The sequence below is a fragment of the Deefgea chitinilytica genome (assembly GCF_016881405.1).
Taxonomy (GTDB): domain Bacteria; phylum Pseudomonadota; class Gammaproteobacteria; order Burkholderiales; family Chitinibacteraceae; genus Deefgea; species Deefgea chitinilytica.
Window position 1 is genome coordinate 104,580 of sequence record NZ_WOFE01000003.1, and the last position, 21,658, is coordinate 126,237.

At 52.3% G+C, this 21,658-nt stretch carries 16 protein-coding genes; 8 read left to right on the forward strand and 8 right to left on the reverse strand.

All coding sequences use genetic code 11. The features are described 5' to 3' along the window. Position 1 precedes the first annotated feature (1 nt). Genes GM173_RS08480 through GM173_RS08500 form a run of 5 tightly spaced genes read right to left on the reverse strand, consistent with a single transcriptional unit; the run spans position 2 to position 7,560 of the window. Positions 2-907, reverse strand: a complete 906-nt coding sequence (locus tag GM173_RS08480) for a carbohydrate kinase family protein (RefSeq protein ID WP_203570945.1) — start codon at positions 905-907, stop codon at positions 2-4. A 20-nt stretch (positions 908-927) separates the two neighbouring features. Next, positions 928-2,118, reverse strand: coding sequence for an AGE family epimerase/isomerase (locus GM173_RS08485; RefSeq protein WP_203570946.1), 1,191 nt, complete (start codon positions 2,116-2,118; stop codon positions 928-930). A 29-nt stretch (positions 2,119-2,147) separates the two neighbouring features. Further along, positions 2,148-3,140, reverse strand: a complete 993-nt coding sequence (locus tag GM173_RS08490) for a LacI family DNA-binding transcriptional regulator (RefSeq protein WP_203570947.1) — start codon at positions 3,138-3,140, stop codon at positions 2,148-2,150. Beyond that, complete coding sequence (locus GM173_RS08495) at positions 3,137-4,525, reverse strand: glycoside hydrolase family 125 protein (protein ID WP_203570948.1); 1,389 nt, start codon at positions 4,523-4,525, stop codon at positions 3,137-3,139. Before GM173_RS08495 ends, GM173_RS08490 begins: the two co-directional genes overlap by 4 nt. Then, entirely contained in the window at positions 4,522-7,560 is a 3,039-nt protein-coding gene (locus tag GM173_RS08500) for a glycoside hydrolase 5 family protein (RefSeq protein WP_203570949.1), read from the reverse strand. Before GM173_RS08500 ends, GM173_RS08495 begins: the two co-directional genes overlap by 4 nt. 289 nt (positions 7,561-7,849) lie before the next feature. Here GM173_RS08500 and GM173_RS08505 point away from each other — a divergent pair, with 289 nt between their 5' ends. The 7 genes from GM173_RS08505 to GM173_RS08535 all read left to right on the forward strand — a co-directional run bounded on the left by GM173_RS08505 (position 7,850) and on the right by GM173_RS08535 (position 15,267). Next, positions 7,850-8,206: a GntR family transcriptional regulator gene (locus GM173_RS08505; protein WP_203570950.1), complete on the forward strand. Its 357-nt coding sequence runs from the start codon at positions 7,850-7,852 to the stop codon at positions 8,204-8,206. After that, complete coding sequence (locus tag GM173_RS08510) at positions 8,203-9,078, forward strand: ABC transporter ATP-binding protein (protein ID WP_203570951.1); 876 nt, start codon at positions 8,203-8,205, stop codon at positions 9,076-9,078. Before GM173_RS08505 ends, GM173_RS08510 begins: the two co-directional genes overlap by 4 nt. Beyond that, positions 9,065-9,910: a hypothetical protein gene (locus GM173_RS08515; RefSeq protein ID WP_203570952.1), complete on the forward strand. Its 846-nt coding sequence runs from the start codon at positions 9,065-9,067 to the stop codon at positions 9,908-9,910. The genes GM173_RS08510 and GM173_RS08515 overlap by 14 nt, the downstream gene beginning before the upstream one ends. A gap of 20 nt (positions 9,911-9,930) precedes the next feature. Further along, a complete protein-coding gene (locus GM173_RS08520; protein WP_203570953.1) occupies positions 9,931-10,692 on the forward strand; it encodes a GIN domain-containing protein in 762 nt (253 codons plus the stop codon). Between the two features lie 325 nt (positions 10,693-11,017). Beyond that, positions 11,018-12,469, forward strand: a complete 1,452-nt coding sequence (nhaC, locus tag GM173_RS08525) for a Na+/H+ antiporter NhaC (RefSeq protein ID WP_203570954.1) — start codon at positions 11,018-11,020, stop codon at positions 12,467-12,469. Between the two features lie 136 nt (positions 12,470-12,605). Further along, a complete protein-coding gene (gene glsA, locus GM173_RS08530) occupies positions 12,606-13,613 on the forward strand; it encodes a glutaminase A (RefSeq protein ID WP_203570955.1) in 1,008 nt (335 codons plus the stop codon). A 28-nt stretch (positions 13,614-13,641) separates the two neighbouring features. Next, a complete protein-coding gene (locus GM173_RS08535) occupies positions 13,642-15,267 on the forward strand; it encodes an MFS transporter (protein ID WP_203570956.1) in 1,626 nt (541 codons plus the stop codon). 223 nt (positions 15,268-15,490) lie between these two features. Here the strand turns inward: GM173_RS08535 and GM173_RS08540 are convergent, their stop codons facing one another. The 3 genes from GM173_RS08540 to macA are packed head-to-tail and all read right to left on the reverse strand — an operon-like array spanning position 15,491 to position 19,991. Next, positions 15,491-16,876 (reverse strand): efflux transporter outer membrane subunit, encoded by a 1,386-nt coding sequence (locus GM173_RS08540; RefSeq protein WP_203570957.1) that lies wholly within the window; start codon positions 16,874-16,876, stop codon positions 15,491-15,493. Beyond that, positions 16,873-18,822, reverse strand: a complete 1,950-nt coding sequence (locus GM173_RS08545; RefSeq protein WP_203570958.1) for a MacB family efflux pump subunit — start codon at positions 18,820-18,822, stop codon at positions 16,873-16,875. Before GM173_RS08545 ends, GM173_RS08540 begins: the two co-directional genes overlap by 4 nt. Continuing rightward, positions 18,822-19,991, reverse strand: coding sequence for a macrolide transporter subunit MacA (gene macA, locus GM173_RS08550; protein ID WP_203570959.1), 1,170 nt, complete (start codon positions 19,989-19,991; stop codon positions 18,822-18,824). The genes GM173_RS08545 and macA overlap by 1 nt, the downstream gene beginning before the upstream one ends. A 297-nt stretch (positions 19,992-20,288) precedes the next feature. Between macA and GM173_RS08555 the strand changes: the two genes are divergently transcribed. Further along, positions 20,289-21,632: an esterase-like activity of phytase family protein gene (locus GM173_RS08555; RefSeq protein WP_203570960.1), complete on the forward strand. Its 1,344-nt coding sequence runs from the start codon at positions 20,289-20,291 to the stop codon at positions 21,630-21,632. The last annotated feature ends 26 nt before the right edge of the window (positions 21,633-21,658 follow it).

Consider the following 21,658-nt stretch of genomic DNA (forward strand, 5'->3'; position numbering starts at 1 on the left):
CTTAAATTTCTTGCGCTAATTCCATTAAAGAATTCACATTTGGTGGATTGGCTCCGGCTTGGATACACGCCAAACTACCTGCGGCGACGGCATGGCGTAAATGGGTATCGCCACTGGCATTGGGGTATTGCAGCAAACTCCAAATCAGCCCGCCCATACTGGCGTCTCCGGCGCCGACCGTATCAACAATGGCGAGTCTTGGTGGTGTTTGCTGCCACTCATCATGCCCTTGATAAAGACTCGCCCCCGCTGCACCTCGGGTATACAGAATGGTCGCGTCGGGCTGCCAGCTGCGTAGCGTCGCCAGCGCGCTGGCTTCGTCATTGGTGCGAAACAGTCCGCGCAAATCTTCATCCGATACTTTAATCACATCAGCCAACTGCGCCATTTCTCGCAAGACCGGATCGTAAGCCTCATCCATCAGCACTCTGAAGTTAGGATCAAAGCTTATTTTCGCGCCGACTGCTTTTGCCGCGTGCGCCATCTGTAATAGCTTTTGAGCCAGTTGCGGGCGTGCAAGGCTAATTCCACCAAAGTGCAGCCAAATATTCGGCTGCAGCCAGCCTTTGGGTAGCTGCTCCGGCGCAAAATGTAAATCGGCACTATTGTCGCCGACAAAAAAATACGCCGGTGGCTGTGTTTGATGCACGATGGCCAAGAGCGGTGAAAACGGTAGCTGCTGCATAAAGCGCAAATCTAAACCCGCTTCACGGCTGGCCGCTATCAGTGCGTCGCCAAAGCAATCTTGGCTGACCGCGCCAGCAAAGGCGCTGCGCACGCCCAGTTTGGCCATCACGCGAGCGACATTCCACGTCGCGCCGCCAACTTTTTCTTGCCAGAGCCCGTCTGCACCGCGAATCATGTCAGTGAGTGCTTCACCAGCGGAAATAAATTGAGGAAAGCTCATCGTATTGCCTCTGTGGATTGCTATTGCAAAACATTGAGCACTTCATAACACGCGCCCATTGTGTGGTAATCAACTTTACCGGCTGGGCTTTTTTCATCGCTGTATTTTTGATTGTCCGCGCGCAAAATCCGCCACCAAGCGCCGTGCTGATGATCGATAAAGTTCTGCCACGCGTACGCCCACAAGCGCTGGTAGTCATCCCAATATTTTTGGTTGCCGGTGCGCTCAGCCAAGAGCGCGGCAGTGGCGATGCTTTCAGCTTGTACCCAAAAGTATTTATCGCTATCGCAAATCTCATTCTCGGGGCCAAAGCCGTAATAGATTCCGCCATGTTCTGCATCCCAAGCGCGTTCCATCGCGGTATTAAATAGCTGCTCGGCGCGTGGTTTGAGCCATGCTAGCGGCCGGTGCCGCTCTAAAATCAGCAGCAATTTCGCCCATTCGGTCAGATGGCCTGGCTGATAACCCCAGGGGCGGAAAATATTGCTTTTGTCGTGTCGGTTGTAATCCCAATCCACCGACCAATCGGTATGGTAATGCTCCCAAATCAGATTATTCGCAAGCATCGCTTGTCTTTGCGTGATATTGCTAGCCAGTAACTCAGCACGATCCAAATACTTCACATCACCTGTCGCTTCAAATGCCGCCAACATCGCTTCGCAAGCGTGCATATTGGCGTTCTGACCGCGATACGGTTTGAGTGTCCAATCCGCGCTGGCTTCATCGGCATAGAGACCGTATTTGCTATCCCAAAACCGATATTCCATTAGTTGCCATGTTTCTTCTAGCCATTCACGCGCTTCGTTAATTCCTGCCATCAGGGCGTGTGCGTAAGCGAGTAAGACAAAAGCGAGGCCGTAACAATGGTTGGTGTCGTCATCCAGCGTTTTCTGACCGTCGCGCCATTGCAATTGCCAGGCATAGCCGCCGCTGACCAGATCGCGATGCACATCACGCAAAAAGGCGAGGCCATGCCGCGCGGTGCTGAGATACTCTGCGTCGCCAAATTGCCGATACGCCATCGCATAATTGAAAACAAAGCGCGTGCTGCTGACCAAGTGCCGCGTATGGGCGTCGTAAATCGTGCCGTCGTCGCGGAAAAAATGATAAAAGCCACCGCTGGCGTCCACCGCGCGCGGATGATAAAAGCCCATTGTGTGCTGAATATGCTTCAGTAGCGTTTGGCGGTCTTGAAAGTTGGGCATATGCATTGGATGACTCCTGCTTAATTTTCGAAACGTTAGTTGGTTTGGACTGCGGCGCTAGTACTGCCCCGCAAAATCAGTTTTACGGGATGCAAAATTTCGCTGACGTCTGGGCGTTCGGCGGCAGCTAAGAGCTGCGCGACGCCTGCTGCGCCCAGCGCGGCTTTATCGACGGCGACGGTGCTGAGCTGCGCGGCCTCGGCAGCGGCAATATCATCAAATCCGGCAATCAGCATGTCGTCGGGTAGAGTCATGCCGTGCGCTTTGCATTCGGCTTGGACGATCAGCGCGCAGGCGTCGTTAAACGCGATAATCGCATCGGGCGGCGTAGCCAAATTCATTAATTCATTTAGCGCCAAGCGCGTGCCTTGAACTAAATCGAGCCCCGGCGGAATGAGCGCCTCCAAGGCTGGATCGGCCAATCGTCCCGCTTGAAACAAGGCTTCGCGATAGCCACGTTCACGCAAACGAATCGAATGATGTGCAAGTGAACCGGATAAAAACGCAATTCGCTGCCGACCTTGTGCAATCAATTGCGCCGTCATCAAGCGCGTTCCGGCTTGGTTGTCAGGGTTGACGCTAGCAAGCTGTGGCGCGCTGGCATCGATCAAGGTCGTCGGTTTGCCCAAAGCCTGTACGACGGCTAGCGTTTCTGGCTCGATAAAGCCCACACACAAAATTGCATCGGCTTCTTGTTGGAGTAATTGCCGACGTATTGAGCTATTGGCATTGACACTGAATGGCTGTAGCTCAATACCCTTCTCTAAACACGCAAGCCTCGCGCCGCGCTCGACTTCAGCATAGAAAGGCGTCGCGTTGGCCGTGGTGTGCTGTGCGTGCAGTAAAAACAAAATCCGGCGAATCGGTGCGCGCTGCAAACGCGAGATGTCGTAACCGAGTTTCGCTGCAAGCTGTTGCACATGTTGGCGCTGTTGCTCGGAAACACCAGCTTGATGCTTGAGCGCACGCGACGCTGTGCCAATTGACACGCCAGCAGCTTGGGCGAGGGCTCTGAGGCTGATGCTCATTGTGCTTCTCGCGGCAAGTGGGTTTGCAGTAGCGCCGGAAAATCGCGCGCTACGCGCAAAATTAATTCGCCAAATAGCGTGTTGGCCCAAGCAAACCAACCGCGAGTGAAGTCGCTTGGATCATCGGGCAAGAAGGATTCATGCATCAGCGAAGAGCCGCCATCACTGTGTTTGAGCATTGTCAGGCAGCGCGCCACTTCAGCGGCATCGTTGCTGGTGAGCGCCTGCACAATCAGGCTCATTGGCCAAATTCGCGGTGCCAGCGTATGCGGGCTGCCCACGCCATTGAGTTGCCCGTCGCGACTGCTGAAAAACCACGGATTGTCTTTGGATAAAATAAAACGGCGGGTATTAAGGTAAAGCGCATCATCTGCGCTGCATACACCTAGATACGGTAGTGATAAAAGGCTGGGCACATTGGCGTCATCCATCATCAGCGCATTGCCGAAACCATCGACTTCATACGCCCAGATCGTGCCATATTTGGGATGTTGCACGCGGGCGTAGGCCAGTAGCGCAGCTTCCACTTCGTCGGCCAGAGCACGGCATCGGTGCGCCAAACTCACGGTTGGATAATGCACATCCAGCAAGCTGGCCAACTGGCGCAAGCTGACGACGGCAAAATGATTGCTTGGCACGAGAAATGGAAAAATGCACGCGTCGTCCGAAGGGCGAAACATCGAGGCGATCAGCCCAACGGGTTTGAGCGGATTGCCCCAGCCATTGCAGGGTAGGGTGTCGGACTGCCAGTGCGTTTGGCGCGTAAAGCGATAAGGGCCAGTATCGGTTTTGCGCTGTTGCTCTACCATCGTTGCGACGGCCAACTCCATTGCTGAGAGCCAATTTGCATCGAACACGCTGGCATCTTGCATCATCTGCCAATAGCCATGCGCGAGGCGGATCGCGTAGCACAGCGAATCAAGCTCCCATTTACGCTCATGAATTTCCGGGCGCATGGTGGTGTGATCGTTTTGCCATTCGCTGTGCGCGGGGCCATCGTTAAACGCATTGGCATAAGGGTCGAGCAAAATGCACTGCGTCTGGCGGTGAATCAGCCCGGCAATCATCCGTGCCAGCGCAGGGTCTTGCTGCGCGAGCGGCAAATAAGGCCAAACTTGCGCACAACTATCGCGCAGCCACAGCGCATGAATATCGCCAGTGATCACAAAGGTATCGGGCTTGCCGTTGACATTTTCTTGATGAAACACCGTGGTATCGAGCGTATTGGGATAGCAATTGATAAAAAGCTCGCGCAAATGATCATCGCTAATTTGTTGGCTAACGGCGGTGATTTTGGCTTCGACCGCGGCGGATGAAAAACGCGGCGTACTCGGCCGCGTTGCGGCCTGATTGGTCTTTGTTAGATGCTCTGCGGGCGAGTTCATAATTTCTCCACAGGGTGTTGCCAAAGGCTAGCGGCGACCTTGCCTTGCTGATCGGTCAGCCACATCAGTGCGCGTCCGGCGGCGAGGGTGGTGCGATAGCTGTGTGCGTCAGCTTGCCAGTGCAGCGCGTGAGCGCGACTGCTTTCGTTCACGGCAATCCACAGTGTATGCGCGGCAAATTGCTGTTGCTGCATAAAGACGCCCGCTGGTGATTTACCCTGCCATTGCCATGCGGGCTGAATGTCGGCGGCGTTGAGTGCATATTGATATAGCGCGCTCAAAGTGTCGGGATTGGCATTCAGTTCCAACGGTAGCGGGCACCAAATGATTTGCCCTTTGCCGACTGAGAAATGCTCAATCCGTTCAGCATTACCCGCTGCATCGCAACCGCTATCGAGCCGCGCGATGGCGTCGCCGATGTAGCTGGCACGATATTCATTCGCGCCAATCTGTAGCGTTTCTTCGCGGCTTAAATTGCGAATGCTTGCGCCATCAAACGGCGCGCGCTGGCAGGTATTGAAATAGCGATCCAGCGTCGCAGGCCCCGTGAGCAATACGGTGATCGCGTGTTGTTCGAGTAGTTGTTCGATTTGTTGCCAGCACGCAACATCCAGATTTTGCGGGCAAGGTAAAAGCAGTAACTGAGGTGGCACAGCAAATAGGCTACTTAAATCATGGTCGCCCACAGCGCGCAGATTTTCGCCAAATTCAAACGTCAGATTGCGCACCAAAGCTTGCGTGGCATCGAGGGTAGAGCGGCGATTGCTGTAATCGTTGCTAAAAGGGTATACGACTGCAATCTCTGCTAATTGACGCTGATTAAGCAATACCCCGACCTTGCTGATGAATTGACCAAACGCAGCAGTGATGGCTGCTTCAGGTTTTTGCGAGCCATCAGCACGGCAAGCGCCGATATGCGACTCGTTGAGATTGTCCATGTGGTAATTGCAATTCCAGATCCACTGAACCGCGCCCGCGTTGCCATAGGCATAGGCGTAAGCATATTTGCGCTCCAACAGTTGCATCAGCTCGGTTTCGTTGCGGCGCGAACGACCATTGGCGCGCGCGACGTGCATGATGCCGGTTTCTTGGATTAAGTTCGGCGTGTTGGGCGTTTTGCTAAATAGGCTATCCCAGCCCAGCGCGTCATTCAGCCACCAACTGTGCACGCTGGTGTAGTCGACAACATCGGCAAAGAAAAACGGCGAAGGGCGTTGCTGACCGAGTGCTTCGTCCTGACCAACGCACACCATGACGTCCGGAATCAGCTCACGGATGCTGGCAGCCAAATCCGCCGCCCATTCGCGGTGAACGGCTTGCGTGAACAGCGCGTAATCGAGCCAGATGCCATGCTGTTTTTCAGCGATTTCGGTGGTGTTAAAACCGATATCTTCAGGTTGCGGCGGGCGAACTGCCGACCAGTCAGCAAGCTGCGCCGGGCTTAAATCCCAGGCGCGTTGCCAGTGGGAAATATCGGGGTTGATCGTTTGCAAATACTGAATAAAAGCGCGTGTTTCAAATTCATCGCCCAAGCTGCGCGGGCCGACGAAAATGCGCTGCGGATCAAACAGCGACGGTTCGTTAATCAAATCCCAATGCACGCGTTTCGTCTGCGTATGGCGGCTGACGATGCTGCGGATAAAACGCTTTTGCGCGCTGCGGCTGCGCGGGTCGAGGTAAGGGTTGCGACCTTCCCAGCTTTCTGGCGTGAACGCAAAAAACGTAAAGCAGCATTCCAAATCATGGCTGGCAGCGGTCAAAATAAACGCATCAATCGCGCGCAGCAGCGCTTCATTGGCGTGACCATCGACAAACATCAATTGCCGCCACGCCGTCCAAATTCCGGTGCGCAGATAATTCACGCCCATGCTGGCCAGCGTCGCCATCTCTTGCTGCCAGAGCGCGACATTCGGCAGGTGCAAAAATTTGCGATGCACATCGCCCGCCATATACGTCATACCGACAATCGGCGTGGTTTTGCCATCGCGAACGAAGTAATCGCGCCCAGCGCTCATCCTTGTTCCGCGCGCGAGCAGTTCGGCATCGCGTCCCCAGAAACCTTGCTGCAAATGAATCACATCGCCGTGCTCGCTTTTGAGTTCCGCGCGCAGTGTATACAGCCCGGCTTCAATCGTCTTCGGCAAGGTAAAGCGTAGGCTCTGAATGCCACCTTTCTGGGTATTGAGCTGTAGCTTTTGATAATCAATGGCTACATCGCGATACGTCGTGGTGATATTTGCAGTCCAGTGTTGACCGATGGCAGCGCCGAGGGCTTCGGCTTGCAAGGTTAGCGTTGCTCTTTCACCGGGTTCGTAGCAGGCAAAATCGGGCTTGAGCCAACATTCGGTGACACCGTGGCTGGCGTATTCTGCGAGTTTTTCGAGCAGTGCCATGCCGCCTTGTTGCCAAAACTGAGCATCGGGCGTGATATTGGCAAACACCTGCCGCGATCCGGCCATCGCGCCGCGTAAACGTTCGATCAACACAATCGGGCTGGCAATGTGGTGGTGCTGCGCGTCCATACTCATCAGCAAAGGATAAATCCGCGCATCCATCGGCCCGGCCGAGCCCGAATCGAGCGGCTGATCTTTGGTTTTGGTCGGCATCAGCACGAAGCTATCGGTGCTGGCGCTAAGATTTAGATTGAATGCGTCGAGCGTATCGCTCAACCAAGGGAAGTTTTTTCCCGCGCTAAGATGCGTGCTGTGCGGTACATCGACGCGTTGAATTTCATGGATATCGAGTTGCCGAAACAGCGCCGCTTGTGGCTGGGGCTGGCCATGGCTGTCAATCGGCTCGCTAAAAACCGCTTGGCCTAAGGTCACTAGATTGCCGCCGCGTGCTAGGAAATCGAGCAAGGCAGGCCATGCCGCCAAGGGGAAATAACGGCCATGCCAATGCGCCAAAACGGCAGGCATTTCGCAGCGGTTTAAAGCATCGCTCAGCGCGTCGGCACTCACGGCGTGCTGTGGTGCGTGACTCGGGCGAACACCCGAAAAAGGAAAGTTTGCGTCGTAAAAAGCCAGCATTGCCATGGTTGCCATCCTTGGTTGAATTTTGTTTAGTTATTTTGTTTTTTGACTAAACAAAGGGCATTTTGCGCTTTAGTGTTTAAAACGACAAGACCTATCGGGCGCACTCGAAATGTAAATATTTCCATCGCATTGGCATTTTTATCGAGGCAATCAGCTGTGAAAGCGCTGTGAACTCACGATTTGACGTGCATTACCGCAAAGGGGATGTAGAAGTAGATCGAGCTATCGCTTGCGCTGGCTGAAAGTTAAATGTATAGTGTGCTACATAACTAATACACAAGTACGGACTATGGCCGACTGGAATAATCAATCGCCCATCTATTTGCAGCTCGCTGATCGTCTGAGTCAAAACTTACTCGATGGCCAGCCGCCTGAAGGCGCGGCGATGCCGTCGGTACGCATGCTGGCGGCAGAATTTGCACTTAATCCGCTGACGGTCAATCGCGCTTTGCAAGCGATGGTCGATGCTGGGCTGTTAGAGAGTCGTCGCGGTCTGGGCATGTTTGTTTTGCCACAAGCGAGTGAGCGGCTGCGGGCATCAGAGCGAGAACGTTTTTTACAAACCGAGTGGCCACAACTGGTGGCCAAACTAGAGCGGCTGGGTATCAGTGCCGCCGATTTAACTTGGCCCAAGGAATCCGAATGAATCATTTAGTGAAGGTGAGTGAGCTCACGGTGCACTACGGCGCGAAATCAGCCGTTAAGCAAGTCGCTTTTGAGTTGCCGGCGGGGCGTATTATTGGTTTGCTCGGTAGTAATGGCGCAGGTAAAACGTCGCTGATGCAGGCGATGATGGGGTTGATTCCGTACCAAGGGCAGATCGACATCTTGGGTTTTGACCCAAAAACGCAGCGCGAAGCGATGCTCGAACACGTTTGCTACATTCCCGATGTCGCGATTCTGCCGCCGTGGATAGGCGTCGCCGATTTACTGCAGTTGATGGTCGGCTTACATCCTAAATTCAAGCTTGAACTGGCGCAGCAAAAGCTGGCACGGACGATTATTCCGCTGGATGCCAAAGTCAAACAACTCTCGCGTGGCATGATTGTTCAGCTCCATTTGGCGATTATCAGTGCAATTGACGCCAAATTGATGATTTTAGATGAGCCAACGCTTGGGCTGGATATTCCGGCGCGCAAAGCGTTTTACGATATGTTGGTCAATGATTGGTGCACCGACGAACGCACGGTGTTGATTGCAACGCATCAGGTCGATGAAATCGAAAATCTATTGTCGGATGTGATGATGATTAATCATGGTGAGCTGGTGCTGCACGACAGTATCAGCAATCTGGAAGAGCGCTTTATTGGTGTGCGCTATGGTTTAGACGCCGCAGCCCAAATCGAAGCCGCCGCGCCGCTGCATCGCTTCCGTCAGATGGGGGGCGAATGCGCGATTTTCGCTGGCAACGCACCGGCTAATTTGGCTGAATTAGGTCAAATCTTCCGCGTTGAACTCGCTGATCTCTTTGTGGCGCTCGCGCAACCGAGCATGGAGAAAGAACATGCAACAAATTAAAACGCTGATGCTGCGCGAATGGATGCAGCAGCGCCGCTCTTGGTTATTCCTTGGTTTATGGACGCCAGTGATTGCGTGGGCGCTGTTGTATTTGGTTTTGTTTTATCAAGGGATGCCGCAGTTTAATAGCGCGACCATTTCGGATGCGGCCAAGGTGGCCAGCTTTGGCATTTCGGCACAGTCGAGTATGGTGCTGTATATCGCGCTGGTTGGCGTTTTGCTGACGATACCCGGCCTGCCTTACCGCGATAAAGACGATAAATCACTGTCATTTTGGCGCTCTTTGCCCATCAATGAAGCGAGCGCGGTGATTGTGCCGGTGTTGATGAATGCGTTGTTGCTACCGTTTTTGGCGATTGTGTCTGCGCTTGGGCTTAATGTCTTGCTCTCTGCGCCACTGTGGGTTTCTGGTTTGACGGCATCCATGGGCGTGAATGTCTTGCTGGCTTTGCTCGGTTTTAGCTTGCAGGCTTTGCTGGTCTTGCTGTGGTTTTTGCCGCTGGTGCTGTTGCTGGCCTTGGGTAATAGCACGATTCGCCGCTGGGGAATTGTGATCGTCTTGATTGCTGCTTTTATGGTGCAGTCCTTGCTCGGAAGTTTGAGCCATTACGCGCCAGCGAGTCGCTTCGTCGATATTTATTTCTCGGGTCTGTTTGGTGTGATGAATCAAGTGGAGTTAGAGCGCTTTTTGGCGACGGACAGCACTTTATTGATGCAAATCGGTAATCTGCTGCGTTTTGCGATCAACGTGCCTTTTGTCATTACGGTGTTGATCAGTGGACTTTGTCTTGCCGCGCTCATCTGGCGTCGCAAAGCTGGTCAAACCGCCTAAGCCTTAAGGGGAAAGCGAGAATGAATAATATGAAGCAGCTAAAAAAATGGTTATTTCCAGCGTGCGTCTTGGCGGTACTAGCCTTGGGTACGGTGACTGTTTGGCAAGCAAAACCCAACCCGCATTTTGTGATTAACAATGGCTCTGCCGCGTTTGAATTTGCGCTGCAAAGCAAAGGTGCGATTCAACCGAGCGGCAAGGTGGTGCAGGTTTTGCTCAGCAACCAAGGGGCAAAATTAATTAATCGTAGCCCGGTGAATGTGCGGCAATTTTCTGCGCCGAAAGCAAGCATTGAGTTAGATGAGGCACTGCTGGCTGAGTTGGACCAGGACTTATTGGCGCAAGGCATTATTGAGCTGCGCAATGGGCAAAATATCAGCCCTAATATGCCAGCAATTGTTTTTAATAGCGCTTTGGTGGCTGATCAAAGCGTGTTGAGCGAAGTCGAGAATGACGGCAGCGGAATTACCAAAATCCAGTCACCTAATTTGAAGCAAATCCGTGTTTCTAACCGTGGCGCAGGCCGAGTCGAAATATTGACCAATAAAGTGCAAACCGCCATCGTCTCTAATGTTGGCGTTGGCGAGGTCTACCTGCCGAATGTGGGTCAGATTCAAATCGATAGTCGTGGTACAGGCAATGTTTATGTGGAAGACGCTGATACTGCAACCGTGCAGTTGTATGGCGTCGGTACCGTTACCTTTGCCAATGAGCCGAAAATGAATGCCAACATTAAAGGGATGGGGAAGATCAAAACGATGACGCCACATCCTTACGAATAATCAGCAGTCACGCATAGCGTGATTAAACAAAATTTGCGCTATTTATGATGGGTATAGTTAGCTAAATATTATTTTTAAATGTCTAGGTGTAGATACCCATTGCCGTAATTAGTTGTGATACTCGTTGCGGCATTTTTGTTGTTGGTCGATCGTCGGGCTTTTCACTCACTCTATTCTCTAGCTTGCCTAAGAACCTGCTGCTTAGTCTGTCGGCAAATTTGCGCTACAATTTACTACGCCCTTAGTAATCACTGCGGCATGCCGTAAACTATCACTTGCCGTTTGATTCATCTATTCCAAGTCCACATTCGAAGCGAGCCTCATCATGCAACGCCCAGACTCTGTTCAGCCGCTCAGCCTTATTGAAGCCATTATTCCCGTTGCGGCACTGATTTTATTAGTTGGTTTATCGTATTTCTTATTTGGTGATGCGGGGGCGCTAGGCCCTAACCAAGTGGCTTTGGTGGTGGCGACGATGATTGCCGTTTTCATCGGATGGCGGCGAGGCCATTCGGGCGAGTCCTTAGCCAAGGCGGCGACGGATAGTGTTTCCACTGGTATTGGCGCGGTGTTTATTTTATTTGCCGTGGGCGCATTAATTGGTACCTGGGCGCTCAGTGGCACCTTGGTGGCGATGGTGTATTACGGCTTGCAGCTACTAAGCCCGAATTACTTTTTTGTCACGGCCTGTGCAATCACCGCGCTGGTTTCATTGTGCATCGGTAGCTCTTGGACGGTGGTTGGTACGATCGGGGTTGGCTTTATGGGCATTGCGATGAGCATGGACCTCAATCCCGCGATTGCCGCTGGTGCCGTGATTTCAGGGGCTTATTTTGGCGATAAATCATCGCCACTGTCTGATTCGGCCAATTTATCTGCGGCTGCGGCGGGGGTTGAGCTGTATGACCATATTCGTGAAACGTTACTCACTTCGATTGTCGCATTGCTGCTGGTACTGGCACTGTTTTTTGTTTTGGGCCAGCCCGGTGACTTTGATGCATCCGAAAAAATGAAGGCCATTAGCAATTCATTCGAGATTACGCCGCTGTTGTTTATTCCGCTGGTGGTGGTGATTGCGCTGGCATTGTTGCGTGTTCCTGCGGTCACAGCGATTTTCTTAGGTGCGATTGCGGGTGGCATTTTGGCGGTGATTGTGGCGCCTGAGCGTGTTATTGCCTTTGCTGATGCAGGTGATTTACCTGCGCCGATTGCGATGTTTAAAGGTGTTTGGCTGGCTTTGGCCAGTGGCTACACCTCCACCACTGGCTTTGCGCCGATGGATTTATTGGCGACGCGCGGCGGTATGGACAGTATGCTCAATACCATTTGGTTGATTGTGACGGCGCTGGCCTTTGGTGGTGTGGTGGAAAAAGTCGGCGTGCTTGATCGCCTGATTACGCCGATTATCAGTAAGGCCAAATCAGATGGTGCTTTGGTGAGTAAATTAGCAGCTTCGATTTTTGCCACCAATGTGATTACCGCCGACCAGTACATCGCGATTGTATTGCCGGGGCGTATGTTTAAAAATGCCTTTGCTCAGCGCGGCTTGGCGCCAGTCGTGCTATCGCGTGCCGTGGGTGATACGGCTACACCGACTTCGGCGCTGATTCCGTGGAATAGCTGCGGCGCGTATATGGCGGCGACCTTAGGGGTAGCAACATGGAGCTATGCGCCATTTGCATTCTTCTGCTTTATCAGTCCTGCGATTACGATTGCGATTGCGTATGCGGGGATACGGATGAAGCGGATTGAAATCGCGCCTAGCGCTACGAATTAGTTTTGGCTCGGTATAGCTTTGTAAGCTTTATATACATTGACTTTGCTGTTAATGCGGGTGATTTTTATCGATTTGCTTATGCTACTGGCTTGTTAGGGGCATGGTACTGACGTAGATATAATAGGAGATAATAAAAATGTATCAAAGACTTCACCTAGAAGATCAGGACGAGTTTTTCAGGGTATCGACTGGCAAGTTGCCTGACTTGGAGCTTGTTCGCGATATTGTTAATCAAGCATATGAACGATTTGCCGATGATCGAACGGGCGCAGTGGCTGACTACATTCCAGCATTAGCTCGAGTTTCGCCAGATTTGTTTGGCATATCCGTGGTTGGGGTAGGTGGGAGCGATGTAGGGGTTGGCGATTGCGATCACATGTTTTCAATCCAAAGTATATCGAAGCCTTTTGTTTTTGCTTTGGTTTGTGAGGCGGTAGGGGCAGAAGGTGCTCGCGCAAGAATAGGTGTCAATGCAACTGGGTTGCCGTTTAACTCGGTGATGGGAATTGAACTTAATGCAGACCGGACTATGAATCCGATGGTGAATGCGGGGGCGATTGCGACGACGAGTTGCGTGCCAGGCAAGACGGCTGAAGAAAAATTTCGATTTATCCAAGAAGGCCTTTCACGCTTTGCGGGGCGGCAATTGGAGGTGGATGAAGAGGTTTATACCTCTGAAGCTGCAACTAATCTTCGCAATCGCGGTATTGCAAAATTACTGGAGGGTTATGACCGCATGTATTGGGATGCTCTGGAGGCAACTGATATCTACACCCGCCAGTGCTCGCTGAATGTGACAGCCAAAGACTTGGCAGTAATGGGCGCTACATTGGCGGGTGGTGGAGTGAATCCGATTACCCATGAAAGAGTGATTGATACGCGCAATTGTCGGCGTGTATTGGCCGCTCTGGCAACAGCAGGCCTGTATGAGCAGTCCGGTGATTGGCTCTTTGAAGTTGGCCTTCCAGGTAAAAGCGGGGTAAGTGGTGGGATCATCACGATAGCCCCAGGGAAGGGAGCTGTTAGCGTATTTTCACCGCGATTGGATGAGGCTGGAAATAGTATCAAAGGTCAACTGATCTCGAAATATCTATCAGAACGGTTAGGCCTTAACTTGTTCGCATCACAACCCGAACCCTTTTAATTTTTGCTAATTAGCTTCAGGAGTAAAGATGAGCACGAATACAGAAGAAGTAAAACAATCCTGGTTTCCAATGGTTATCATCGCCATGGGGCAGGCGCAGATGTCACTGAACATCAACGCCCTGCCTGTTTCGATTAGCGGTATCGTTGCCGAATTCAATGTCGCCCCGACGACAGTTGGCACCGCGATTGTCGCCTATTCACTCGGCGTGGCTGGTTTTATTATGTTGGGTGCCAAACTTGGGCAGATGTTCGGTTCATTGAAGGTGTTTCGCGCGGCAACTCTGGCATTGATGATTGGGGTCAGTATCGTAACCTTTAGTCCAAGTGCACTTTGGCTAATCCTGGGTCAGTTGATCTGCGGCCTGGCTGCTGCAGTTATCGTACCGACGTTGGTTGTATTGATTGCAAACAATTATCGAGGAAAGCAGCAAGCCGCTGCGTTAGGTATGCTCGGATCCGTTCAAGCCGCGGCAACCGTAACTGCTTTCTTCATGGCGGGTATCATCGGTGATCTGTTCGGATGGAGGTATGCCTTTGGCCTCGTGATCCCATTCACTGCTGCTGTGCTGGTAATGTCTGGCAAGCTCAAGCCCATTCCTCCACTTCCTGGCACGAGAATTGACTTTGTTGGTGTACTGTACGCAGCTACGGCGATTATTCTGCTTAGCTTTGGCTTTAATAACCTCAATCGTTGGGGGCTTTTGACTGCCGGGCCAAATGCGCCGTTTGATATCTTTGGTCTGTCACCTGCGGTTCTGATGATCGTGGTTGGCCTGATTGGTCTTCAACTATTCTTGGCTTGGACACAGAAGCGTGAGGCCGCGAAGTTGACGCCGCTGCTGTCTTTAGAAGTGTTGGAGTCTCGTCAAGAGCGTGGTGCTGCCTTTGCGATGGCGATGATTGTGTTGCTCGGAAATGCAATGACATTCCTCGCCCCCTTGTATATTCAAATGGTGCAAGGGCGATCAAGTTTTGACACGGCTGTTGCGATGATTCCTTATCAGTTTGCAGTTTTCGTTGCTGCAATGGTTGTCGTGCGCTTCTACCAGACCTATAACCCGCGCCAAATCGCCCGAGCCTCTTTTGTCTTGGTTGCTGTTGGCATGGCTGTTTTGTCCGTAGTGATGTTCAATGAATGGGCAAACCCGTTCGTTGTGGCCGGTTTGGTTATGGTTGGTATCGGTCAAGGTGCGCTAGTCACCTTGCTGTTCAATATTCTGGTGACTTCGTCACCAACCGAACGAGCTGGTGACGTGGGAGCATTACGAGGTACAGTGAACAACCTTTCGGCTGGTGTTGGTACCGCTATCGCTGGTGCACTGGTCGTTGGCATACTGTCGGTGAATATTCAGAAAGCCGTCGTTGATCATCCAGAGATTCCGCCGAGTTTAGTGGCTCAGGTGAATATGGATAATCTGACATTTATCAGCAATGATCGCTTAGAGACCGCTTTGGCTAGTACAACGGCTACGCCGGAACAAGTCGCTGCGGCATCGAAGGTGAATGCTGATGCTCGTTTGCGTGCGCTCAAACTCACTTTCTTGGTGCTCAGTTTGCTTTCTCTGCTGATGATTGTTCCTGCACGTATGCTGCCTTCTTACCGTGCAGGGGAATTGCCACCTGGCCCGCAGCCTCAAGATAAATCTGCCTAACGTTGATCTTAGTTATAAGTCTGGTGCGCTGAATGAGTGCACCAGCTTGTTATCCAATCAAATAGTCGCGATTGCGCATACGGGAATTCGAATGAAGCGAATTGCTGTTATGGCAATGTTGCGAATCGAGCTGTATCACCCTGCTTAAGCCGCCAATTGTATTGTTACGTTGGCGGTTTTTGTCTGTGCTGCTTATGCTGCTGATTGTGGGTTGCGTTAAAATTTAGTTGGAGATAACAATCGGCGCGCCACCCAGTACTTTGTAGATTTCCACGCTCGCCAGCGCGAGCTGATAGCGGTGTTGCAGCAACGCATGGTCGGCAGCTTGGCGGCGGGTGCGGGCGTTCAGTACCGAATCGAATGCCATCGCGCCAGCTTGGTAGCGCAACTGTGTTTGTTGCTCGGATTTTTTCGTTTCTTCGGCCAGCGCTTGCATCCGTGGCAATTCGGTTTTCAAATGCGCTAGATTGGCGAGCGCAGCTTCGACTTCCTGCAGTGAAACATATAGTTTTTGCCGATATTCAATCACTGCCTGCTCGTAATCGGCAGCACTGGTTTTGTTCGCCAGTTCCATTTCATTGAATTGAATAAACGGTAAACTGAGGCCCGCGCCCAAAGTTGCAACCGGATTGCTTAGTAAATTCATCAAATCCTGACTACTCGTACCCAAGCCTCCAGTGAGCGACAAGCTTGGATACCAGCTTTTGCGCGTTACCTGTTGGTCGGTAAAGCTCGCTTGTAATCGAGCGGTTGCCGCTGCCAAATCAGGGCGACGATTTAAAAGATCGGCAGGCACTCCTGCTGGAATCTCGGGGTAGACGCTGGGTAAATCTGCTGCGGTGCCGAGCGTGCTTTGTGGTGCTTGATCGAGTAGTAAGCCCAATCGCCATTGGCTCTTGGCTAATTTGAGCTGGGCTTGGCTGAGCTGATTTTCTTGTTGCAAGGTGCTGCTACGCGCCTGTGTGACATCTAAGCCTGACACCACACCTGCGTGATAGCGGCGCTCGACGATGCTTTGCGTGTCTTTGGCGCGCTGCAATTCATCCTGCGCGAGTTGGAGTGCATCCTGATCGCGCGCTATCGTCCAGTAGCTGCTGGCCACGCTGGCCATAATGCTTTGCTGCATTGCCGCTAGTTCTGCAGCGCTGGCGCGCTCACGCCAACGTGCCGCTTGCTGCTGATCGGCAAGTTTGCCCCACAGATCGATTTCCCAGGACACGCCCAGATTCGCCCCATAACTGTCGCCACGATAGCGACTTGGATCGAGCTCCCACGAGGCGCTGCCATTGGCGCTAGCCGATACATTTGGTGTACGGTCCAGCCCGCGCTGCGCGACCACAAAGCCCGCTTTGCGTAAACGAATCGCTGCTACGGCGATATCTGCATTGCGTTCACGCGCGGTTTTTTGCAAAGCCAGCAGTGATTCATCGGCAAAGCCTTGCCAAAAAGCCTGATCCGATTGCACAGCTGAAGCCGTGGTGGGCGCTTGCCATTGCTGCGGTAAATCCACTGCTGGCGCTTGCCATTGTGGCGACGCGCAGGCGGTCAGTAGCGCCACCCAAAATGGCGATACGCGACATAAAGTTCGAGTCAAAATCAGCATCCTCATTCGCGTGCCAGCGCCTCAATCGGCGCGAGCTGCGCCGCACGACGCGCGGGTAAAAATCCAAAGACAACACCGACCACCGTTGCGCACAGCACCGCCGTCGTAATCGAGCCAACAGAGAAAATCATCTGGAAATCTTTTACAAAGTGATTCACCGCCAATCCCAGCAGCGCCGACAGCGCAATCCCAATTGCGCCACCGAGCAAGCACACCACAATCGATTCGATCAAAAATTGAATCCGAATATCCGATTGCCGCGCGCCGACCGCCATTCGAATACCAATTTCGTGAGTGCGTTCGGTCACTGACACCAGCATGATATTCATGACGCCAATCCCGCCAACGACCAGCGAAATGACGCCGATCAGCATTAAAAACATCTTGATGCTATTGGCGGTGCTCTGAAATGATTTCACAAAATCCTGCATATTGCGTGTGTAAAAATCTTTCTTGCCGTGCCATTGCTCCATCCGCGTCAGCAGCGCTTGCTCGGCTGCGTCGAGCGATACATCGGGTTTAATTTGCACCGTGATGCGGCTAAAGTGCTGCTGGCCAAACATTCGGCTGCCTGCGGTGGTGTACGGCACCCAGACTTCCAAACTATCGCCGCCAAAACCGCTGGACTTTTTCTCGGCAACACCGATCACTTGCACCGGCATATTGCCGAGTAAAATCACTTCACCGATGCCCGTTTCGTCGCCAAACAGCGCTTTGCGGGTGTCTTCGCCGATCACCGCCACTTGCGATTGCCGCCGCACATCGTCATCAGAAAACGCCACACCAAACTGCATTGCCTGATCGCGTACCGTAAAATACGCAGGTGATACCCCCTGTATCACCGTGGCGGCATCATTACTCTTGTATCTCGTGCGCATACCCTGTGAGGTAATCGGTGTTACCGCTTGCACATACGGCTCGGTCGCTAGCAATGCCAAATCGGATTCGCGCAGCGATTGCACGCTCATCGCTTTATCGTCGCCTAAACCGGAGCCTGGCAAAATATCCAGATTGCTTGCGCCTAAACTGGCGAAATTTTTCAGCACTGATTGCTCCATGCCATCGCCCAACGCAACAATCGATACGACTGAGGCGATGCCGATGATGATCCCCAGCATCGTCAGCAGGCTGCGCATCCGGTTGGCGAGTAGCGCCCGAAACGCCATCGCAAATGCTTCGCGCCAGCGCCCCAGCAAGGCTTGTGGTGTCGCGTCTTGCGGCGGCGGGGCGGGTGCATCAGCGGGTAGTTTGACTTCATCACGCGTCGGATTGGGCGCGTCCGAGACGATTTTACCGTCGCGAATTTCAATAATCCGATCCGCTTGTGCCGCAACGTGGGCATCGTGCGTCACCAAAATGACGGTGTGGCCTTGTTCGTGTAGCTCTTTTAGAATCTGCAATACATCCGCGCCGCTGCGCGAATCGAGCGCGCCGGTTGGCTCGTCGGCCAGAATCACTTCGCCGCCATTCATCAGCGCCCGCGCAATCGAAACGCGCTGCTGCTGGCCGCCAGAGAGTTGACGTGGGCGATAATTCAAACGCTCGCCCAGCCCCAAACGGCTGAGCAGCATCGCCGCACGTTGTTGCCGCTCGGCAAGCGGCGTACCCGCATAAATCGCTGGCATCGCAACGTTTTCCGTTGCGCTCAGTGCACCGAGCAAATGATAGCGCTGGAAAATAAAGCCAAAATGGTCGCGGCGAAGTGCCGCCAATTCGTCGGCATTGAGCTCGCCGACTTCGCGGCCATTAAATCGGTACGAACCCTCAGTCGGGCTATCCAGACCGCCGAGCAAATTCATCAGCGTCGATTTACCTGAGCCCGATTGCCCGATAATCGCGATCATTTCGCCCGCTTCGATGACGATATTGATGTCGTCCAGAATGCGGATTTGCTGTTCGCCTGCGGCAAAGGTGCGGCCAATGCCGGATAGCTCAATCACTGGCGTTGCCATTAGCGTGGCCCCGGTGGACGTTTGCTGCTTTTCGCAGTGCCGCCTTCTGCATCATGGTTCATTGCGCTGGCGATAACGACTTTTTCGCCTTCTTTCAGTCCCGATTTCACTTCGGCTACAATATTGCCGCGCAAACCGATGTCGACCTTGCGCTCGCTGATTTGCCCTTGGGCATCGATCACTTTAACTTGATTTTTACCATTGATCGCACCGACCGGAATCGTTAGCACATTGCGCGCCTCGGCTAAAATAAAGGTCACTTGTGCGGTCATTTGCAGCCGTAGCAAGCCTTGCAAGTTCGGCACGAAAAAATGTGCGTTATAAAAAATCGCGTTATTGATTGTTTGTGGTGTGGGCTCTACGCCTGCGACGGTGGCGTTGATCCGTGTTTCTGGTGCGCCCAAGACTGAAAAATACAGTGGCGTACCGATTTTCAAGCGCACCACATCGGCCTCGGCCACTTGCGCTTGTACTTTCATCGTATCCATATCCGCCAAAGTTAAAATCGTCGGCGCCGACTGGATAGCGTTCACCGTTTGGCCTTCTTTGACGGCAATCGACGCGACAATGCCATCCATCGGCGCCAGAATTCGCGTAAAGCCCAGATTGGTTTTGGCCGTTGCCAATTTAATTTGTGCCTGACGCAATTGAGCCGCAAGCTGCTTGATTTCCGCTTCGCGCATTTTGACGGCGTTGGCTGCTGATTCCAGCTCTTTACGCGGCGTGGCGTCGCCTTCCATCATTGTTTTTTGCCGCGCCAATTCTTTTTGTGCGTCATCGAGCGCAAGCTGCTTAATCATTTTTTGCGCTTCCAGGCCTTCAATCGACATTTGCGCTTCGTCGAAATCATTTTGCGACACGCTTGGATCGATCTCGGCGAGCAAATCACCTTTTTTGACACGATCACCGAGTTTCACCAGCAAACGCTGAATTTGCCCCGAAGCCTGCGCGCCGACATCGACGGTTTTTGCTGCTTCGACTTTACCTGTCGCCAGCACCGAAACCTCCACATCGCCGCGCTTGACCGGGCTGCTAATGACTTGGCTGATTGGATCAACGGTCTCATGTGTAAAGTACGCGTAGCCACCAGCGATTAGCCCCAGCACGATGATCCAGCGTAGCCAAGCAAGTCGGGACCAGAAGCGCAAAATCGGTGACAGCACAGACATTCAGTAGACTCCAAAATAATGAAAACGCGAGCGCAAAAAGGCGCGTGATCGCTTGCTATGACCACGTAATAAAATACCAAAGAACGCGTTACAAAATATGTAAATTAATACCACGCCAAACTAACACCGCTGACGTATATTTGCACCAATAGGTATATCCTTGAGGTCAATTAAAATTAATGCATGCATTGATATACGTCTGTAATTAACTCAACTCTGCATTTTTGTCATCTTAATGTCATTGAGCGCGCCTAGTATCGCGCGCACGATAAGCCCATTCCATATTGAGAAATGATTATGTTGAAGTTACTTCCTATCGCCGCTTTATTGGCTAGCGTGGTGCACGCTGCACCTGCATTTGAATTGCAAACGAGTGAGCATCCTGCAATTGCTTCGATTGAGCGTTACGCGGTGCAAACCCCGAGCAAAGAAAATATCAATTACAACGGCCAATTTATTAGCGTGTTTCCCAAAGGATTCGGATTTGCGCCAGGTTCGGGTTTGGCGCTGAAAAAAATGGATAAAGACGGCACGTTGTATTTTTGGGCAACGGGCGATCGTGGCCCGAATGCCGATGCGCCTAAAGTGCTTGAAGGCGAAAAAAAACGTGAGGCAAAGATTTTCTTGGCGCCGGATTACGCACCACGCTTTGCTGAAATTAAAGTGACTCGCAAGCAATCGGCCGATGTGATTTCGAGCAAGCCGTTTTTGATCGACGGTGAATTAGCCAGCGGCCTGCCACTGCCGAAAGGTACGGTTGGTAGTACGGGTGAAGTCGCGCTGACTGATGGTTTGAAAACGCTCAATGCCAATACTCGTGGTATTGATCCAGAAGGGATTGTTGCGGATAAAAACGGCAAACTATGGGTGGTGGATGAGTATGGCCCATTTTTGATGCATGTCGATGCGGCCAGTGGCAAAGTGCTCAAGCAACTCGCGCCGGGCGCTGGTTTGCCCGAGGTGTTAAAGCATCGCCAACCGAATCGCGGTTTTGAAGCCGTTGCCGTAACACCAAACGGCAAAGTGTATGCCATGCTGCAATCGACGCTGAATATTGATGGCGAAACTAAATCAACAGCGCAATTTATTCGTTTGGTTGAGTTTGATCCAAGCACGGGCGCAACGCGGATGTTGGCTTATCCTTTGGATGTCGACGCGTATAAAAAAACCGGTGACGCAAAAATTGGCGACTTGGTGGCGATTGATAACACCCGTTTTGCTTTGATCGAGCAGGGTAAAGGCAAAGACAAAAAGCTGCGTAATGTCTTGTATGTGATCGATATTGCGGGCGCGGATAATTTGGTCGCCATCGATGGCAAAGAGCCTGAATTTGCCAGCAAAGACGCGTTGGCGAACGTGAAGATGATTCGTAAACAGCGCGTGCTGGATTTGCGTGAGCTAGGCTGGACTGCTGAAAAAGCCGAAGGCTTGGCGCTGTTTGAGAATGGCATCGCGGTGATGAATGACAATGACTTTGGCCTAAAGTCTGAGCTAGCCAGTGGTAAAGATGTGGATGATTTGCTGATTAAAGATGGGCAATTGCCTGATGGCGACCGTCTTGTCGTTGCGCCAAGCGCTGAAACGACTGATTTGTGGTTGTTGAATTTAAAACAACCACTCAAAAATTATTTCCCTAAGTAATTAAAGCCATAAGAAAAAGCCCTTGC

What these genes read in the sequence shown, in the direction of transcription:
- GM173_RS08540 (WP_203570957.1), bottom strand. Translation starts at nt 16,876, where the DNA reads ATGAGGATGCTGATTTTGACTCGAACTTTATGTCGCGTATCGCCATTT.
- GM173_RS08485 (WP_203570946.1), bottom strand. Translation starts at nt 2,118, where the DNA reads ATGCATATGCCCAACTTTCAAGACCGCCAAACGCTACTGAAGCATATT.
- GM173_RS08490 (WP_203570947.1), bottom strand. Translation starts at nt 3,140, where the DNA reads ATGAGCATCAGCCTCAGAGCCCTCGCCCAAGCTGCTGGCGTGTCAATT.
- GM173_RS08535 (WP_203570956.1), top strand. Translation starts at nt 13,642, where the DNA reads ATGAGCACGAATACAGAAGAAGTAAAACAATCCTGGTTTCCAATGGTT.
- GM173_RS08495 (WP_203570948.1), bottom strand. Translation starts at nt 4,525, where the DNA reads ATGAACTCGCCCGCAGAGCATCTAACAAAGACCAATCAGGCCGCAACG.
- GM173_RS08510 (WP_203570951.1), top strand. Translation starts at nt 8,203, where the DNA reads ATGAATCATTTAGTGAAGGTGAGTGAGCTCACGGTGCACTACGGCGCG.
- GM173_RS08500 (WP_203570949.1), bottom strand. Translation starts at nt 7,560, where the DNA reads ATGGCAATGCTGGCTTTTTACGACGCAAACTTTCCTTTTTCGGGTGTT.
- GM173_RS08520 (WP_203570953.1), top strand. Translation starts at nt 9,931, where the DNA reads ATGAATAATATGAAGCAGCTAAAAAAATGGTTATTTCCAGCGTGCGTC.
- GM173_RS08555 (WP_203570960.1), top strand. Translation starts at nt 20,289, where the DNA reads ATGTTGAAGTTACTTCCTATCGCCGCTTTATTGGCTAGCGTGGTGCAC.
- glsA (WP_203570955.1), top strand. Translation starts at nt 12,606, where the DNA reads ATGTATCAAAGACTTCACCTAGAAGATCAGGACGAGTTTTTCAGGGTA.
- GM173_RS08515 (WP_203570952.1), top strand. Translation starts at nt 9,065, where the DNA reads ATGCAACAAATTAAAACGCTGATGCTGCGCGAATGGATGCAGCAGCGC.
- GM173_RS08505 (WP_203570950.1), top strand. Translation starts at nt 7,850, where the DNA reads ATGGCCGACTGGAATAATCAATCGCCCATCTATTTGCAGCTCGCTGAT.
- macA (WP_203570959.1), bottom strand. Translation starts at nt 19,991, where the DNA reads ATGTCTGTGCTGTCACCGATTTTGCGCTTCTGGTCCCGACTTGCTTGG.
- GM173_RS08545 (WP_203570958.1), bottom strand. Translation starts at nt 18,822, where the DNA reads ATGGCAACGCCAGTGATTGAGCTATCCGGCATTGGCCGCACCTTTGCC.
- nhaC (WP_203570954.1), top strand. Translation starts at nt 11,018, where the DNA reads ATGCAACGCCCAGACTCTGTTCAGCCGCTCAGCCTTATTGAAGCCATT.
- GM173_RS08480 (WP_203570945.1), bottom strand. Translation starts at nt 907, where the DNA reads ATGAGCTTTCCTCAATTTATTTCCGCTGGTGAAGCACTCACTGACATG.